The 15,810-nt window shown below is 69.9% G+C and carries 14 protein-coding genes and 2 pseudogenes; 7 read left to right on the top strand and 9 right to left on the bottom strand.

The window, feature by feature from the left end:
* Positions 1-217 precede the first annotated feature (217 nt).
* Positions 218-595 (bottom strand): hypothetical protein, encoded by a 378-nt coding sequence (locus OG841_RS35110; protein WP_328643778.1) that lies wholly within the window; start codon positions 593-595, stop codon positions 218-220.
* On the opposite strand from OG841_RS35110, the pseudogene OG841_RS35105 reads away from it, so the two are divergent.
* From OG841_RS35105 to OG841_RS35085, 5 genes and pseudogenes are all read left to right on the top strand, one after another.
* Positions 570-825: pseudogene (locus OG841_RS35105) on the top strand (Rv2578c family radical SAM protein); the annotation flags it as partial. The gene OG841_RS35110 and the pseudogene OG841_RS35105 overlap by 26 nt on opposite strands.
* A 152-nt stretch (positions 826-977) precedes the next feature.
* Positions 978-1,166: pseudogene (locus tag OG841_RS35100) on the top strand (MBL fold metallo-hydrolase); the annotation flags it as partial.
* 301 nt (positions 1,167-1,467) lie between these two features.
* Complete coding sequence (locus tag OG841_RS35095) at positions 1,468-2,352, top strand: ABC transporter substrate-binding protein (RefSeq protein ID WP_371568170.1); 885 nt, start codon at positions 1,468-1,470, stop codon at positions 2,350-2,352.
* Positions 2,349-3,245: an amino acid ABC transporter permease gene (locus tag OG841_RS35090; RefSeq protein WP_371568168.1), complete on the top strand. Its 897-nt coding sequence runs from the start codon at positions 2,349-2,351 to the stop codon at positions 3,243-3,245. The genes OG841_RS35095 and OG841_RS35090 overlap by 4 nt, the downstream gene beginning before the upstream one ends.
* Complete coding sequence (locus tag OG841_RS35085) at positions 3,242-3,994, top strand: amino acid ABC transporter ATP-binding protein (protein ID WP_371568165.1); 753 nt, start codon at positions 3,242-3,244, stop codon at positions 3,992-3,994. Before OG841_RS35090 ends, OG841_RS35085 begins: the two co-directional genes overlap by 4 nt.
* A gap of 46 nt (positions 3,995-4,040) precedes the next feature.
* Here OG841_RS35085 and aroQ read toward each other — a convergent pair whose 3' ends face one another.
* Complete coding sequence (aroQ, locus tag OG841_RS35080; protein ID WP_371568162.1) at positions 4,041-4,514, bottom strand: type II 3-dehydroquinate dehydratase; 474 nt, start codon at positions 4,512-4,514, stop codon at positions 4,041-4,043.
* 85 nt (positions 4,515-4,599) lie between these two features.
* On the opposite strand from aroQ, the gene OG841_RS35075 reads away from it, so the two are divergent.
* A complete protein-coding gene (locus tag OG841_RS35075) occupies positions 4,600-5,646 on the top strand; it encodes a S66 family peptidase (protein ID WP_371568160.1) in 1,047 nt (348 codons plus the stop codon).
* 95 nt (positions 5,647-5,741) lie between these two features.
* Positions 5,742-7,013: an MFS transporter gene (locus OG841_RS35070; protein WP_371568157.1), complete on the top strand. Its 1,272-nt coding sequence runs from the start codon at positions 5,742-5,744 to the stop codon at positions 7,011-7,013.
* Here OG841_RS35070 and OG841_RS35065 read toward each other — a convergent pair.
* From OG841_RS35065 to OG841_RS35035, 7 genes are all read right to left on the bottom strand, one after another.
* On the bottom strand, positions 7,003-8,103 hold the full coding sequence (locus tag OG841_RS35065; protein ID WP_371568154.1) for a calcium:proton antiporter: 1,101 nt from the start codon (positions 8,101-8,103) through the stop codon (positions 7,003-7,005). The two genes, OG841_RS35070 and OG841_RS35065, sit on opposite strands and share 11 nt — an antisense overlap.
* A 45-nt stretch (positions 8,104-8,148) precedes the next feature.
* Entirely contained in the window at positions 8,149-8,451 is a 303-nt protein-coding gene (locus tag OG841_RS35060) for a hypothetical protein (protein ID WP_371568152.1), read from the bottom strand.
* Between the two features lie 129 nt (positions 8,452-8,580).
* Positions 8,581-9,582: a TerC/Alx family metal homeostasis membrane protein gene (locus OG841_RS35055; protein WP_371568150.1), complete on the bottom strand. Its 1,002-nt coding sequence runs from the start codon at positions 9,580-9,582 to the stop codon at positions 8,581-8,583.
* A gap of 227 nt (positions 9,583-9,809) precedes the next feature.
* Positions 9,810-11,909, bottom strand: coding sequence for a TerD family protein (locus OG841_RS35050; RefSeq protein WP_371568146.1), 2,100 nt, complete (start codon positions 11,907-11,909; stop codon positions 9,810-9,812).
* A 52-nt stretch (positions 11,910-11,961) separates the two neighbouring features.
* Positions 11,962-12,540: a TerD family protein gene (locus OG841_RS35045; RefSeq protein WP_266566271.1), complete on the bottom strand. Its 579-nt coding sequence runs from the start codon at positions 12,538-12,540 to the stop codon at positions 11,962-11,964.
* 134 nt (positions 12,541-12,674) lie between these two features.
* On the bottom strand, positions 12,675-14,810 hold the full coding sequence (gene uvrB / locus OG841_RS35040) for an excinuclease ABC subunit UvrB (RefSeq protein ID WP_328637720.1): 2,136 nt from the start codon (positions 14,808-14,810) through the stop codon (positions 12,675-12,677).
* 74 nt (positions 14,811-14,884) lie between these two features.
* A complete protein-coding gene (locus tag OG841_RS35035) occupies positions 14,885-15,754 on the bottom strand; it encodes an MHYT domain-containing protein (RefSeq protein WP_328637721.1) in 870 nt (289 codons plus the stop codon).
* Between the last annotated feature and the right edge of the window lie 56 nt (positions 15,755-15,810).

The raw sequence follows: 15,810 nt of genomic DNA, 5'->3' as shown, positions 1-15,810 counted from the left end.
CGGCTCGCACACGGTTTTGGAACCGGAAAGACACGAGCCCAGTGACCGCCCAGTTGCACACCGGACCAGCAACCGAACCGAACGCTCGCTCCGGCGGGGCGAAGGTTCGCTGATGCGGCACAGTTGCTTGCTGTTCCCGGTCCGTCCTGCTCAGTTGTGCCAGGCGGCCGGTTGCGACGCCATGCGGCACTCGGCAACTTCTCAGGTCTGCTCTCCGTCACAGACGACAGTTCCGTCCACCGTGTGCGGACCAAGTCGTGCCGTCCGTGGTGACCGCCGCGCCGTAGGTGACCTCGGAGCCGTTGCTGTGGGTCATCCACGCCGTGCCGCGCGTGGTGCCGTAGCCCGGGGCGGCCGGGAAGCCCTCGCCGATGGTGGCCCAGGCGTCGTTCTGGCCGATCTTCGTGGTGCGGCAGGTGTCGGCGCGGGGGGACACGAGTGCCGTCTTCAGTCCCTTGGCAGCCTTGCCCAGGGACACGTTGACGTTGGGCGGCAGGCTCGCGTCGGAGCGGATGGTCCCGGCCTGCGCGGAGGCGATCGGGTTCCCCCAGCTTTGGGCCGACGTCGATCGGGCGGGTGCCCGCGAGTGGTTCATGGCCTGGCTCGGGCAGCACCCACATCTGGTGCGCCGTCACGAGCGGCTGTACGCGGAGGGCTCGTACGCCCCGAAGTGGTACCAGCGCCGGATCATCACCCGTCAGGTCCACGACGTGGCGCAGGAGTACGGCATCGGTCCCGCGCGCGGGGATGCCCCGGCGGATTCCCGAGCCGGCCGACCCGCGCGAGGCGCCCGTGACCGAACCGACGCAGCTCTCGCTGATCTGAGAGGGCGTTGGCTCGGGGGGGCGTCCATCTGTCGGTCGACACCGCGCTTCAGGTCGCAGGGGTCCTCGTTGATACGGGCGTACAGAAACAGCCACTGTGCGGGCGGGGGCAAGGTTGGCGGTCACATTTGCTGTGTTACCCGGTCAGCTTTGGTGTTCCCGGGAGGCGTGGGCAGCACCCGCAAGGATCCCGAGGCGTTCGCCAGCCTGCTCCACGACGTCGAGACGAAGATCTTCGACGCGCTGCCGGACGAGACCTGGGTGTACCCGGGACACGGGAACGACACATCGCTGGGCGCGGAGCGGCCGCACCTGCCGGAGTGGCGCGCGCGGGGGTGGTGAACCCCGGGGTACGCGCCCTGCGCATACCCTTCGCACGCGCCCCGTGTGAACTCTTCACACACGCCGGTGTCACGCACGCGCTCCCGGCGCACATGGTTGCGCAGTCAACTGGAAGCAGCCCCGCACAGGATGACGGCTCCTGCGCGGTACGGGCCGCCGGTCTTTCTATCCCCGCCCTCGACCGGCGGCCCCGGCGTCCTGTCCGAAAAGCGTTCACACGAATGCAACATACGTTCCCAATATGCGGACGATTGCCGTTGTGACCTCGACAAACGGGACAGTGGACTGTCACTCTCCCGCCATGCACCTTGCCCCCCGCGCACTGCGCCGCGCCGCCGCCGCGGCATCCATAGCCCTGCTCGCCACCGCCGTCGGCTGTGCTCCTCAGCCGGAGGACGACGCGAACGCCAAGGCCTCGGGGTCGACCGGAACCACCTGTGCCAAGGGCAAGTTGGCCACCAAGAGCTCCGGAAAACTGACCGTCGCGACCGACGAGCCCGCGTACGAGCCGTGGTTCAAGGACGACAAGCCCGCGAGCGGCAAGGGCTTCGAGTCGGCCGTCACCTACGCCGTGGCGAAGCAGCTCGGCTATGGCAAGAGCGCCGTCGTCTGGCAGAGCGTCCCCTTCAACAAGGCCTTCGCGCCGGGTGAGAAGACCTTCGACTTCGACATCAACCAGGTGTCGATCAGCGCCGAGCGCAAGAAGGCCGTGGACTTCTCGTCCGGCTACTACGACGTGCGTCAGGCCGTCATCGCGCTCAAGGGCACCAAGGCCGCCAAGGCGAAGAGCATCGCGGACCTGAAGGGCCTCAAGCTGGGCGCCCAGGTCGGCACGACCAGCCTCAACTACATCGAGGACGTGGTGAAGCCGACGCGGGAGGCCGCCGCGTACGCCAAGAACGACCAGGCCAAGTCCGCGCTCCAGAACGGCCAGGTGGACGCCATCGTCGTCGACCTGCCGACCGCCTTCTACATCACGGCGGCCGAGGTGACGGACGGCACGATCGTCGGGCAGTTCGAGAACCAGGCCGGCACACCGGAACAGTTCGGACTCGTCCTCGACAGGGGCAGCGCGCTCACCTCCTGCGTGACGGCCGCCGTGGACGCCCTGCGCAAGGACGGCACGCTCGCCAAGCTGGAGCAGGAGTGGCTGTCGGACGCCGTCGACGCCCCGGTGCTCAAGTGACGCTCACGAAGGACGAGTCCGGCGCCGCGACACCGGACGCGGACGACTCGTACACACCGTCGCAGCGGCGGATCGAGCGGGAGCGTCTCAAGCGGGCCCGCGCCCGCCGCGCGACGGCGATCGCCGCGGTCTCGACCCTGGTCACCGCCGTCGTGCTCTATCTGGTCGTCGTCAGCGCGCCCGGCTGGCCGCGCACCAAGGAGACGTTCTTCAACGGGCAGTACGCGCGTGAGGCGTTCCCGAAGGTCCTCGAAGGGCTGTGGCTGAACGTCCGTCTGCTGCTGATCTGCGGTGTCGCCGTGCTGGTGCTCGGCATGCTGATCGCCATCGCCCGCACGCTGCGCGGCCCGGTGTTCTTCCCACTGCGCTTCCTGGCCGCCGCCTACACGGACTTCTTCCGCGGACTTCCGCTCATCATCAACCTCATGATCGTCGTCCTGGGCGTTCCGGCACTGCGGCTCCAGGGCGTGACGGTCGATCCGGTGCTGCTGGGCGGTACGGCCCTCACGCTGACGTACTCGGCGTACGTGGCCGAGGTGTTCCGCGCCGGCATCGAGTCCGTGCACCCCTCGCAGCGCGCCGCCGCCCGCTCGCTCGGTCTGTCCAACCGGCAGGCGCTGCGTCATGTGGTGCTCCCGCAGGCCGTGCGCCGCCAGGTGCCGCCCCTGCTGAACGACCTGGTGTCGCTCCAGAAGGACACCGGTCTCGTGTCGATCGGCGGCGCGATCGACGCCGTACGGGCCGCGGACATCATCGTCGGCCGCAGCCTCAACTACACGCCGTACATCGTCGCGGGCCTGGTGTTCGTGGCGCTGACCATCCCGATGACCCGCTTCACGGACTGGGTGACGGCACGGATGGACCGCAGGCGGGCCCAGGGAGGGACCACATGAGCGACGCACCGGTGCTGCGGATGGAGTCCGTCCGCAAGACCTTCGGCGGCTCGGTCGTACTGCGGGGCGTCGACCTGGAGGTCGCCCCGCACACGGTGACCGCGCTGATCGGTGCCTCCGGCTCCGGCAAGTCGACCCTGCTGCGCTGCGCCAACCTCCTCGAGGAGATCGACGACGGCGCCATCTGGCTGGACGGCGAGGAGATCACCGATCCGCGCGCCGACCAGGACGCGGTACGGCGCCGTATCGGCGTGGTCTTCCAGGCGTACAACCTCTTCCCGCACATGACGGTGCTGGAGAACATCACGCTGGCCCCGCGCCGGGTGCACGGAGCGGCCCGCGCGGAGGCCGAGGAGCACGCCCGTGAGCTCCTGGAGCGGCTCGGCCTGGCGGACAAGGCCGGCGAGTACCCCGACCGGCTCAGCGGCGGTCAGCAGCAGCGGGTGGCGATCGTGCGGGCCCTCGCCGTACGCCCCCGTCTGCTGCTGCTCGACGAGATCACCGCGGCCCTCGACCCGGAGCTGGTGGGCGAGGTCCTGAACGTCGTGCGCGACCTGAAGGGCGACGGCATGACCATGGTGCTGGCCACGCACGAGATGGGCTTCGCGCGCGAGGTCGCCGACCAGGTGTGTTTTCTGGACGCGGGTGTGGTGCTCGAGCGCGGGACCGCCGGGCAGATCTTCGGCGACCCGCAGCAGGAGCGCACGCAGCGCTTTCTGAAGCGGATCGTGGAGGCGGGGCGACTGTAGCGGTGACGAAGCGGCGGTAAGGACCGTGCGCCCAGGACATCGGTCCTTACACGTCGGCCTGGGCCGGCCCCGCCAGCGCCGCGACGCGCTCGACGCCGAAGACGTATCCCTGCACTCCGCAGCCGGCGATGACTCCGTCCGCGCGCAGCGAGACGTAGGAGTGGTGCCGGAAGGCCTCGCGCTGGTGGATGTTGGAGATGTGCACCTCCAGCACCGGGAGCCCGTCACAGGTGTTGAGCGCGTCCAGGATCGCGACTGACGTGTGCGAGTAGGCGCCGGGGTTGATGACGATCCCGCAGTGCTGGAGCCTCGCCTCGTGGATCCAGTCGACCAGCTCGCCCTCGTGGTTCGACTGCCGGAAGTCCACCGTGCCGCCGTGCGCGGCCGCCGCCTTGGCGCACAGGGCCTCGACGTCGGCGAGGGTGTCCTTGCCGTAGATCTCCGGCTGACGCTGACCCAGCAGGTTCAGGTTGGGGCCGTTGAGGACCATGATCGGGGCGTTGGCCAGGGTGCGGGGCACGGTTCCTCCGGTCGGTGCGGGCGGGCTGCTCGGACCCCGGTTTATCACGGTGCGCCGCGCGCGGTGCCGCCCGTACCCTCCCGGCATGACGACGATCTCGTACCCGCCCAAGCCCGTACCCGGCGACCGTATAGCCGTCATCTCCCCGGGCGCAGGCCTGCCGGGGCTCTTCCCGCGCCCCTACGAGCTGGGGCTCGAGCGGTTGCGCAAGGAGTTCGGGCTGGAACCGGTCGAGTATCCGTCGACCCGCAGGATGGGTTCGACGCCCCAGGAGCGCGCCGCCGACATCCATGCCGCGTTCGCCGACCCGAGCGTCAAGGCGATCATCGCGTCCATCGGCGGCGACGACCAGATCACCGTGCTGCCGTTCCTGGACCGGAAGTTGATCCGGGCGAATCCGAAGCCGTTCTTCGGGATGAGCGACAACACCAACCTGCTCGCGTTCCTGTACAGCACCGGCATCGTCGGCTACCACGGCGCGACGGTGATGACCGCGCTCGGACGGCCGGTGGCCATGAGCGCGCTGACCGCCGACTCCCTGCGGGCGGCCCTGTTCACCTCGGGCGAGTACGAGCTGACTCCCGCCGCCCGCTGGCGGGACGTCGACCGTGACTGGGCGGACCCCACCACCTTCGACTCCGCACCGGAGACCCGTCCCGGCACCGGCTGGACCTGGGTGAACGCCGACCGGACGGTGGAGGGCCGGGCTTGGGGCGGCTGTCTGGAGATCGTGGGCTGGCTGCTCATGGCCGACCGCGAGATCGCGCGTGACCTGGGTCAGTACGACGGCGGAGTGCTGCTCCTGGAGACCTCGGAGGAGATGCCGAGCGACGTCGAGGTCTTCCGCACCCTGCGCAACATGGGTGAGCGCGGACTCCTCCAGCGTTTCTCCGCACTGCTCTGGGGCCGCCCCAAGACGTGGGCCCTCGACCGCCCCACCAGCCCCGAGGAGGCGGATCGTTACGCCGCCGACCAGCGCGAGGCCGTACTGCGGGCCATGCGCGTATATGCCCCGCACACCACCATCGTCTTCGATGTGGACTTCGGACACACCGATCCACAACTCGTCCTCCCCTACGGCGGTCTCGTCCGAGTCGACGGTCCCGCCCGGCGCATCACCGTCACCTACTGATCACGCCCGAGCGCGCTCACGCGCCCCCGTAACTCCCGATCACTGTGGGTAGTTGACGCGGCATGCACGACGTACGCACCGTAAGGGCGCCCTCCATGCCGCGGCTCGCGGCCGCCTCGCTCGCCGGGACGGCCATCGAGTTCTACGACTTCTTCGTCTACGGGACGGCCGCGGCACTGGTCCTGGGTCCGCTCTTCTTCCCGACGTTCTCCCCGCTGGCGGGTTCGCTGGCCGCCTTCGGGACCTTCGGCGTGGGGTTCCTCGCACGGCCGCTCGGGTCGGTGCTGTTCGGGCACATCGGGGACCGGCGCGGACGGCGGCCGGTGCTCGTGGCCTCACTGCTGCTGACCGGCGCCGCCACGGTCGCGGTCGGCTGTGTGCCGACGTACGACACGCTCGGGGTGGCCGCGCCGGTGCTGCTCCTGGTGCTGCGTTTTCTCCAGGGGCTCGGGCTCGGCGGGGAGTGGGGCGGGGCCGTACTGCTGACCGCGGAGCACGCGCCCGCCGAGCGGCGCGGGCTGTGGACGAGCTTCCCGCAGGTGGGGCCCGCGCTGGGCTTCCTGCTCGCCAACGGCGTGGTGCTGGCGCTGTCGACCGCGCTGTCCGAGGCGCAGTTCGCCGCGTGGGGCTGGCGCGTGCCGTTCTGGACGGCCGGGGTGCTGGCGGCGGCGGGGCTGTGGCTGCGCTCCTCGGTCCCGGAGAGCCCCGGTTTCCTGGAGATCGACGACCACGCGCGCGTACCGCTCGCCGAGGTGGTGCGCGACCATGGGCGGCTCGTGCTGCTGACGGCCGGGGCGCTCGCGATCGGGTACGCGATCTTCTACGCCGTGACGACGTGGTCCCTCGCCTACGGGACCGAGCGGCTCGGGGTGAGCCGTGCCGTCATGCTGACCTGCATCATGGCCGCGGTGCTGGTGAAGGGCTCGCTCACGCCGGTGGCGGCGCTGCTCGGGGACCGGTACGGACGGCGGCCGTTGTGTCTGGCCGGGTGCGCGGCGGCAGCGCTGTGGATGTTCCCGATGGTGGCGCTGCTCGCGACCGGGCAGCCGTTGCTGATGCTCCTCGGTTTCCTGGGCGCGATGATCGCCTTCATCACGATGTTCGCGGTGATCGCCGCGTATCTGCCGGAGCTGTACGAGCCGCGGGTGCGCTGCACCGGTGCCGCGGTCGGCTACAACCTCGGCGGGGTCGTAGGCGGCGCGCTCACGCCGATCGTGGCGACGGCGCTGGTGGAGCACGGCGGGCGGGTGCCCTGGGGCGTGGGTGCGTATCTGACCGGGATCGCGCTGCTCAGCCTGGGGTGTTTCGCGTTGCTGCCGGAGACGCGGCCGGTGCCCGAGGCGGCGGCGGAGCCCGCTATGGATTGACCGCCAGTTCCAGATAGGCCGCGAACAGCACCAGATGGACACCGCCCTGGAGCGGTGTGGCCCGGCCGGGAACCACCGTCAGCGAGCTCACCACCACGGTCAGGGCCAGCAGCACCATGTGGGTGGAGCCCAGGCCGAGGACGAGCGGGCCGGAGAGCCAGACGGAGGCCAGAGCGACCGCGGGGATGGTCAGGCCGATGCTGGCCATGGCCGAGCCGAGGGCGAGGTTGAGGCTGGTCTGCACCCGGTCGCGGCGTGCCGAGCGCAGGGCGGCGATGGTCTCGGGGAGCAGCACCAGCAGGGCGATGACCACGCCGACGACGGCCTGGGGAAGACCCGCCTTGGCGACCCCGGACTCGATGGTGGGCGACACGCCCTTGGCCAGGCCGACCACCCCGATCAGGGCCAGGCCCAGCAGGCCGAGACTGGTCAGCGCGGTACGGGCGGTGGGTGCGTCGGCGTGGTCCTCGGTGGTGATCACCTCGCCCTGACGGGTGATCGGGAGGAAGTAGTCGCGGTGCCGTACGGTCTGGGTCGCCACGAACAGGCCGTACAGGATCAGCGAGGACAGCGCGGCGAAGGTCAGCTGCGTGGCGGAGAACTCCGGGCCCGGCTTGCTCGTCGTGAACGTCGGCAAGACCAGGCTCAGTGTGGCCAGGGTGGCGACCGTGGCGAGCGCGGCGCCGGTGCCCTCGGCGTTGAAGACCGCGGTGCCATGACGCAGTGCGGCCACGAGGAGACTGATGCCGACGATGCCGTTGCAGGTGATCATCACGGCTGCGAAGACCGTGTCCCTGGCCAGGGTCGAGCTCTTGTCTCCGCCGTCCACCATCAGGGTGACGATCAGGGCGACCTCGATGATCGTGACGGCGACGGCGAGGACGAGGGAGCCGAACGGTTCACCGACCCGGTGGGCGATCACCTCGGCGTGGTGCACGGCGGCCAGCACGGCCCCCGCGAGGACCAGGCTCACGAGCACGACGACCGCGCCGGGCAGATCGCGTCCCCATGTGAACACCAGCAGGACGACGGCGAGCACCGGCACGGCGGACGTCCAGCTCGTGGCGAGCGACCTGAGCCGAGCGATCATGCCGTGATCGTCGCAGAGGCCGATCGGCTCCGCACCGTGCCGGCGCTACTTGATTTCGCCCGACTCCAGGACGTCGCAGTTGGTGTAGACGCGCTCGCCGATGCTCAGCGCGCCCAGCTGCTCCGCGAGTTTGCTCGTCTCGGGGTCGTCACTGTTGCGCATGGCCTCGTCGTACGAGTCGAACTCGATCAGCGCCAGATAGTGATGGGGCTTGTCCCGGTCCTTCAGGAGCATGCGGTGGGTCGGGCCGCCCGTCCTGCCCGCGTTGCGCTCCCCCGCCTCCTGCAGCAGCTGCTGCATCTCTTCCATACGCTCGGTCTCGAAGCCGATGATCTGCACGAACTTCATGGTGTCTCCAGCCGGCCACGGCGCCCCCGGGCCGGGGAACGCGCTCTGGAACCAAACAAGCACCGGGAGCGATACCCGGCAATTCGCCGCGCTCCGCTCCCGGTGCTGGTTCTTCTCCGTCCGCCGTGGTCAGGCCTCGATGCTGTCCTTCGGAGCGCCTTCGCCCTCCGCCTGCGCCGCCTCGGCCGCCTCCTGCTTCCTGGTGGCCATCAGACTGGTGACCGTGGTGACGATCAGGACCGCGCAGATCACGCCGAGCGAGACCGGAATGCTGATCTCGGGGACGTGGACCCCGGACTCGTGCAGGGCGTGCAGCACCAGCTTGACGCCGATGAAGCCCAGGATGAGCGACAGGCCGTAGCTCAGGTGGACCAGCTTCTTCAGCAGACCGCCGATGAGGAAGTACAGCTGCCGCAGACCCATCAGGGCGAAGGCGTTGGCCGTGAAGACGATGTACGGGTCCTGGGTCAGGCCGAAGATCGCGGGGATCGAGTCGAGCGCGAAGAGCACGTCGGTGGAGCCGATCGCGAGCATCACGACGAGCATCGGGGTCATGACCCGCTTGCCGTTCTCCACGATCCACAGCTTGGTGCCGTGGTAGCGGTCGGCCACGCCGAACCTGCGCTCGGCGGCCTTGAGCAGCTTGTTCTCCTCGAACTCCTCTTCCTCCTCGTCCGCCCGGGCCTCCTGGATGAGCTTCCAGGCGGTCCAGATGAGGAAGGCGCCGAAGATGTAGAACACCCAGGCGAAGCTGGCGATGATCGCGGCACCGGCGGCGATGAAGATCGCGCGCAGCACCAGGGCTATCAGGACACCGACGAGAAGCACCCGCTGCTGGTACTGCGAGGGCACCGCGAACTTCGCCATGATCAGGACGAAGACGAAGAGGTTGTCCACGCTCAGGGACTTCTCGGTGATGAAGCCCGCGAAGAACTCTCCACCGGCCTGGCCGCCACCGAAGACGAGCAGACCGAGCCCGAAGAGGCCGGCCAGGGCGATCCAGACGACCGTCCAGATGCCCGCTTCCTTGATGGACACGTCGTGCGGCTTGCGGCCGATGAAGAAGTCGACCGCGATGAGGGCGGCGAGGCCCACGATGGTCAGGACCCACAGGGTCACGGAAACATCCACAGTTCCTCCGGCAATACGTAACGGCAAGTAACCAGCGTCGTCGCGCTGCCGGAGGTCTCTTCCACCCACGGTGGGCCGACGCCCCGGGATCAGGCCTGATCCGTATTGACGGGTACGCCGCAGTCGACAGGGAGTACTCCCCTCCGTGCCACCCACCGTACCTCAATCACCAAGTAAAGGTAAAGCGGTTGGCAAAAGAAAGGTCAAAATACCTGGTGGGAGCTGCTTTACGTGTACTTGGTACGAGCCTCCGCGACCTGGTTCAGGACCTGTTGGACCACCTGGCTGCCGGGCGGGACGAGCGCGGGCTCGTAGGTCCAGGCATGGCCGACCCACGGGTCGGCGAGGTGGTCGTCGGGCACCGCCGTCAGTCGCATGAGCGAGCGCCACAGGGGGTCGAGGAGGGGACCGTAGGCGGACGCCTCCTCACGGTCCGCGACCATCATCAGGTGGACGCCGACGGACGGTCCCTCGTCCGCGAGGTAGCGCAGCTGGGTCACGGCCCGGTCGTCGAAGCCGTGCGGGAAGTCGTTGACGATCAGAAGTTGCTCGGAGGTGTCGAGGCCGGGCGGGAGGGAGTCGGCCGCGCCGCCGCGCACCGCCATCTGCACGAGGTCGACGCGCTCGGTGAGGCGGGCCAGGACGTCCGCCACGCCCGCGGCGCCGACGGCGGGCGGGGCCGCGAGCACCCCGGCCCACACCAGCGGGGCGAGCGACTGCGCCCCCGACCCGGCCGGGTCGATGACGTGCAGGGTGTAGTCCCCCGCGGGGTGGACGGCGAGGAGCCGGGCCGCGAGCGCCACAGCCGTGTCCATGGCGAGGCGGTGCAGTTCGTGGGAGTCGAAGAACGAGCCGTCGAGGGATCCGGCGGCTCCGCTGTCGATCCACAGGCCGCGCTCCAGCGGCAGCCGGACCAGCATCGGGATACGCAGCTCGGGGCACTCGGGCAGATGCAGATCGCCCAGGCGCACGGCCATGGGTGCCTCGAACGGCACCCGGTAGCCGTGCCAGACGGGGTTGTCCCAGCGGGCGTACGCCAGGGGCAGGGCGGGTTCGACCACCTCGGACTCGGCCGTGAGCTGGCCGAGATCCCGGTCGTAGGCCGCGCGGGCCTGTTCGACGAGCTCGGCGTGCTTGGCACGGGACGCCTCGCGTGCGGCGTCGCCCTGCCCGCCGATCCGATGACGCGGGTCGGCGAGGGCCGCGTCGAACTCCTTCTCCATGCGCGAGTCGGCGAAGTCGACGGCGCTGCGGTACGCGGCCGTGGAGCGGGCCAGGTCCTCGAACATGCCCCACACCTGGTTGTAGAGCCGCTCGTCCATGGACCAGCCGGTCGCGTCCCCGGCGACGGGCCGCGCGGGCTGTCCCGGCTGAACGGGGGGCGCGGCCGACGGAGGCGGGGGCGGGGCGGCGTTCTGCCGTCGGGGGTGACTGTAGTCGACCGGGCCGCCGACGGTGGGCACGGGAGGCTGAGCCGCGGACGCGTCAGCGGGCACCTGGGGGTGTCCGGGCTGCGGCCCGCCGGTTGCCGGGGCGCCCTGCGCGCCGTAGGGGGAGGCGGGCTGCGATGTGCCGGAGGCCGGGCCGCCGTTCGGGGTCGTCGGCTGCGGCGGTGTGCCCGGGGGCTGTGTGCCGTACGGCGACAGCGGCTGCGGGGGTACGGCACCGGAGGCGCCCCGGGTCGCGGAAGAGCCCTGCTCGGGGCCCGGTGCCGGCGTGGCCGTCTGGCGGGCACGGTCGCCGTCCGCCGTGCGGGCCGGGGGCGTCACCGCTCGGGCCAGGCCCTGGGCCACCGCCTCATGGATGGTGTTCGCCAGCTGGTGGGCCTGGGGAAGGCCCTGATCGGTGAGGAGTTCGGTGAGACCGCCCGCGTAGCCCTGGCCGACGGCGCGTACCTTCCAGGCGCCCTGGCGGCGGTAGAGCTCCAGCGCGACGACCGCCGACTCGGCGTCCAGGCCGGTGATGGTGTAGCTGGCGAGCTCGATGCCGTCGAGGCCCGTGACCGCGACGAAGGGGGCGGCGACGGCGCCGAAGCGCACGGGGCCGCCCGCCGAGGGCAGGGCGAGCAGCACATGGACCCGGTGGACGGCCTCGGGCACCGCGCCGAGATCGACCGCGAGGCGGTGGTCGGAGGCCGCCTGCCGGGAGACCTCCAGACCCGGCAGGGCGGGAGCGCCCGGGTGGACGACCCACTCGACGCCGTGCACCGTGCCGTGCTCGTCGCCGAGCGTGGCTCCGGCCACGATCGGCGTACCGGCCGCGATCCGGATCTCGAGACGGGCCTGGGAGAGCGGGTGGTTCTGCCCCCGCACCAGCTCGGCCGTCATCGCCTTCTCCCCCTGTGTCGTGGTGTCGGTCGGGTGCCGCTCGGCGGGCCGGCTACAGGTGCGGCAGGATCGCCGGCATGAGGTCCTGGAAGGTGCGGCCGTTGGCCGGGGTGCCGAGGGCCGTCATGGTCCAGCCCGGGCCCGTCCGGTGCACCTTCGCCATGATCTGGGCGGTGTAGGCGCCGCCGCCGGCGAGCGTGTAGCGGGCCAGCTCGTCGCCATTGGTCTCGTCGACCAGCCGGCAGAAGGCGTTCTGCACCTCCTGGAAGGTCTGGCCCGTGAAGGAGTTCACGGTGAAGACGATCTGGTCGATGTGAACGGGGACGCGGGCCAGGTCGACGAGGATCGCCTCGTCGTCCCCGCCCTGGCCGACGCCGCCGACGAGGTTGTCACCGGTGTGCTTGACCGAGCCGTCGTCGCTCACCAGGTGACGGAAGAAGACGACGTCGACGGGCTGCTTGTCCGCGAACAGGACGGCGGAGGCGTCGAGGTCGACCTCCCGCGTGCGCGAACCGAACAGGCCGCGCCGGGGGGCCGCCTGCCAGCCGAGGCCCATGCGCACCGCGGTCAGGCTGCCTCCGTCGTTCTTCTGCAGACTGATGGCCTGACCCTTGGTCATGTTGACGGTCACGCGCCGAACCCCTCTCGCTGCTGTCCCCTGTTACCGCGGTGCCCGCGGTTGTCCAGAACCCTACGCAGGGGCACTGACGGTGACGCACCCCGAAGCGCACTTTGTGTCGGTCTTGCAACACAGCGCGATGGAGGTCAGGCCAGGCCGGCCTCCTTCATCTGTCGCAGCTCCTTCTTCATCTCGGAGACCTCGTCGCGCAGCCGGGCCGCGATCTCGAACTGGAGGTCGGCGGCGGCGGCACGCATGCGTGCCGTCATCTCCTCGATCTGCTCGGCCAGTTCGGCCGCGGGGCGGTCGGTCGGGACGGTCTCCTTGGCCTTGCTCTTGGCGGCCTTGGTGCCGGCCGCCGCCTTGCCGAGGGAGGGCACGGGGGCCTTGGCTCCCTTGCCGTCCTTGCCCTGGCGGTAGCCGGAGCCGAGCAGCTGCTCGGTGTCGATGTCCTCGCGGGCGATCTGCGCGACGATGTCGTTGATCTTCTTGCGCAGCGGCTGGGGGTCGATGCCCCGCTCCGTGTTGTACGCGACCTGCTTCTCCCGGCGCCGGTTGGTCTCCTCGATGGCCTTCTCCATCGCCGGGGTGATCTTGTCGGCGTACATGTGGACCTGGCCGGAGACATTGCGCGCGGCGCGGCCGATGGTCTGGATCAGGGAGGTGCCGGAGCGCAGGAAGCCCTCCTTGTCGGCGTCGAGGATGGCCACCAGGGACACCTCGGGCAGGTCGAGGCCCTCTCGCAGGAGGTTGATGCCGACGAGGACGTCGAACTCGCCGGAACGCAGCTCGCGCAGCAGCTCCACGCGGCGCAGGGTGTCGACGTCGCTGTGCAGATAGCGGACCTGGATGCCGAGTTCCAGGAAGTAGTCCGTGAGGTCCTCTGCCATCTTCTTGGTCAGCGTGGTGACCAGGACACGCTCGTCCTTCTCGGTGCGGGTGCGGATCTCGTGCACCAGGTCGTCGATCTGGCCCTCGGTGGGCTTGACGACGACCTCGGGGTCGATCAGGCCGGTGGGGCGGATGATCTGCTCGACGACGCCGTCCCCGCGCGAGAGCTCGTACTTGCCGGGCGTCGCCGACAGATAGACGGTCTGGCCGATGCGCTCCGTGAACTCCTCCCACTTGAGGGGGCGGTTGTCCAGGGCCGAGGGAAGGCGGAAGCCGTGGTCGACGAGGGTGCGCTTGCGGGAGGCGTCGCCCTCGTACATCGCGCCGATCTGGGGCACGGTCACGTGCGACTCGTCGATGACGAGGAGGAAGTCGTCCGGGAAGTAGTCGATCAGGGTGTGCGGCGGGGAACCGGGCGAGCGGCCGTCGAAGTGCATCGAGTAGTTCTCGATGCCCGAGCAGGAGCCGATCTGGCGGAGCATCTCGAGGTCGTACGTCGTGCGCATCCTCAGGCGCTGGGCCTCCAGGAGCTTGCCCTGCTTCTCCAGCTCGGCCAGGCGCTCCCCGAGCTCCTTCTCGATGTCGTTGACGGCCCGCTCCATGCGCTCGGGTCCCGCGACGTAGTGCGAGGCCGGGAAGACGTACAGATGGTCGTCGTCGCTGATGATCTCGCCGGTGAGCGGGTGGAGCGTGGACAGTGCCTCGATCTCGTCGCCGAACATCTCGATGCGGACGGCGAGTTCCTCGTAGACCGGGAAGATCTCGATGGTGTCGCCGCGCACCCGGAAGGTGCCGCGGGTGAAGGCCAGGTCGTTGCGCGTGTACTGGATGTCGACGAAGCGGCGCAGGAGCTGGTCGCGGTCGATCTCCTCGCCGACCTTGAGGGGGACCATGCGGTCCACGTACTCCTGCGGGGTGCCGAGGCCGTAGATGCAGGAGACCGACGCGACCACGATGACGTCCCGGCGGGTGAGCAGCGAGTTGGTGGCGGAGTGGCGCAGGCGCTCCACCTCCTCGTTGATCGAGGAGTCCTTCTCGATGTAGGTGTCCGACTGCGGGACGTAGGCCTCGGGCTGGTAGTAGTCGTAGTACGAGACGAAGTACTCGACGGCGTTGTTCGGCAGCAGCTCGCGGAATTCGTTCGCCAGCTGGGCGGCCAACGTCTTGTTCGGGGCCATCACGAGGGTGGGGCGCTGGAGCTTCTCGATCATCCACGCGGTGGTGGCGGACTTTCCGGTGCCGGTCGCGCCGAGCAGGACGACGTCCTTCTCACCTGCCTCGATGCGCTTGGCCAGCTCGGCGATGGCCGCCGGCTGATCGCCGCTGGGCTGGTAGGAGCTGACGACCTCGAAGGGCGCCACCGTACGTTCGATGTGGGAAACGGGCCGCATGGAGTCCACCGTACGACTCCCCACTGACAACGCGGTCCGATCAGGGGCTCCGGGCGGAGGAGGGGCCGGTGGGGTCAGCGGTTCTGCGGGGTGCGGGCGTCGCTGTGGGCCAGGTTCCGGCGGGGGCGGATCGAGGGGCGGCGGGCGGCCGGGTGGTGGACGAGTTCGCGCGCGGGGACGCCGGGCTTGTTCTCGGCGGGCGACCACACGGGTTTGCCCATGACCATCAGCGGATCGAACATCACGACGACACCCGCGATCAGCAGGAAGGCGAGCGGGCCGATCATCATGGGCGCGAGCAGGGAGGTGGGCGAGTCACCGGCGACGGGGGCGGACGTGCGGTGCACATGGACGCTGAGGGCGGCCATGCCGGTGTAGTGCATGCCCGTGACGGCGAGGCCCATGACCAGGCTCGCGCCCACGCTCCACAGGAATCCCCTGACCTGCCCGGCGGCCCAGAGGGCGGCGGTGGCGGCGACGACGGCTATGACCACGGAGATGGCGACGGTGACGGTGTTGTACTCCAGCTGCCCGTTCAGGCGCATCCCCGCCATGCCCAGGTAGTGCATCGAGGCGATGCCCAGGCCGGTGACCGCACCGCCGGTCATCAGGGGTGTTCCGGTCGCGCCCCAGTAGCCGACGATGAAGACCCCGACGCCCACCATGACGATGGCGACGCCCAGGCTCGCGAAGGTGATGGCCCTGTCGTAGTGGATGGGCGCCTGTTCGACCTTGAACCCCATCATCGCGACGAAGTGCATGGTCCAGATGCCGGAGCCGATCGCCGCCGAGCCGAGGGCCAGCCAGCCGGGTCGCCAGGACCGGCTGACCAGCATGGATCTGGTGGTGCAGCGCAGGCCGAGGGCGCCGCCGAGGCAGGCCATGAGGTAAGCCACCAGCGGTGTGACGAGTCCGTAGCTGAATCCGTCGACCGTGCCTTGCATGCGCGGCTACCTTCCGCCCTCTTACGTCCTGGAAATCCCTGAAATGTGCCTCTTCC

Origin of the sequence: Streptomyces canus (assembly GCF_041435015.1) — a bacterium.
GTDB lineage: Bacteria > Actinomycetota > Actinomycetes > Streptomycetales > Streptomycetaceae > Streptomyces > Streptomyces canus_G.
The sequence above is the reverse complement of the archived record's forward strand: the minus strand, read 5'-3'. Positions and strand labels throughout refer to the sequence as shown.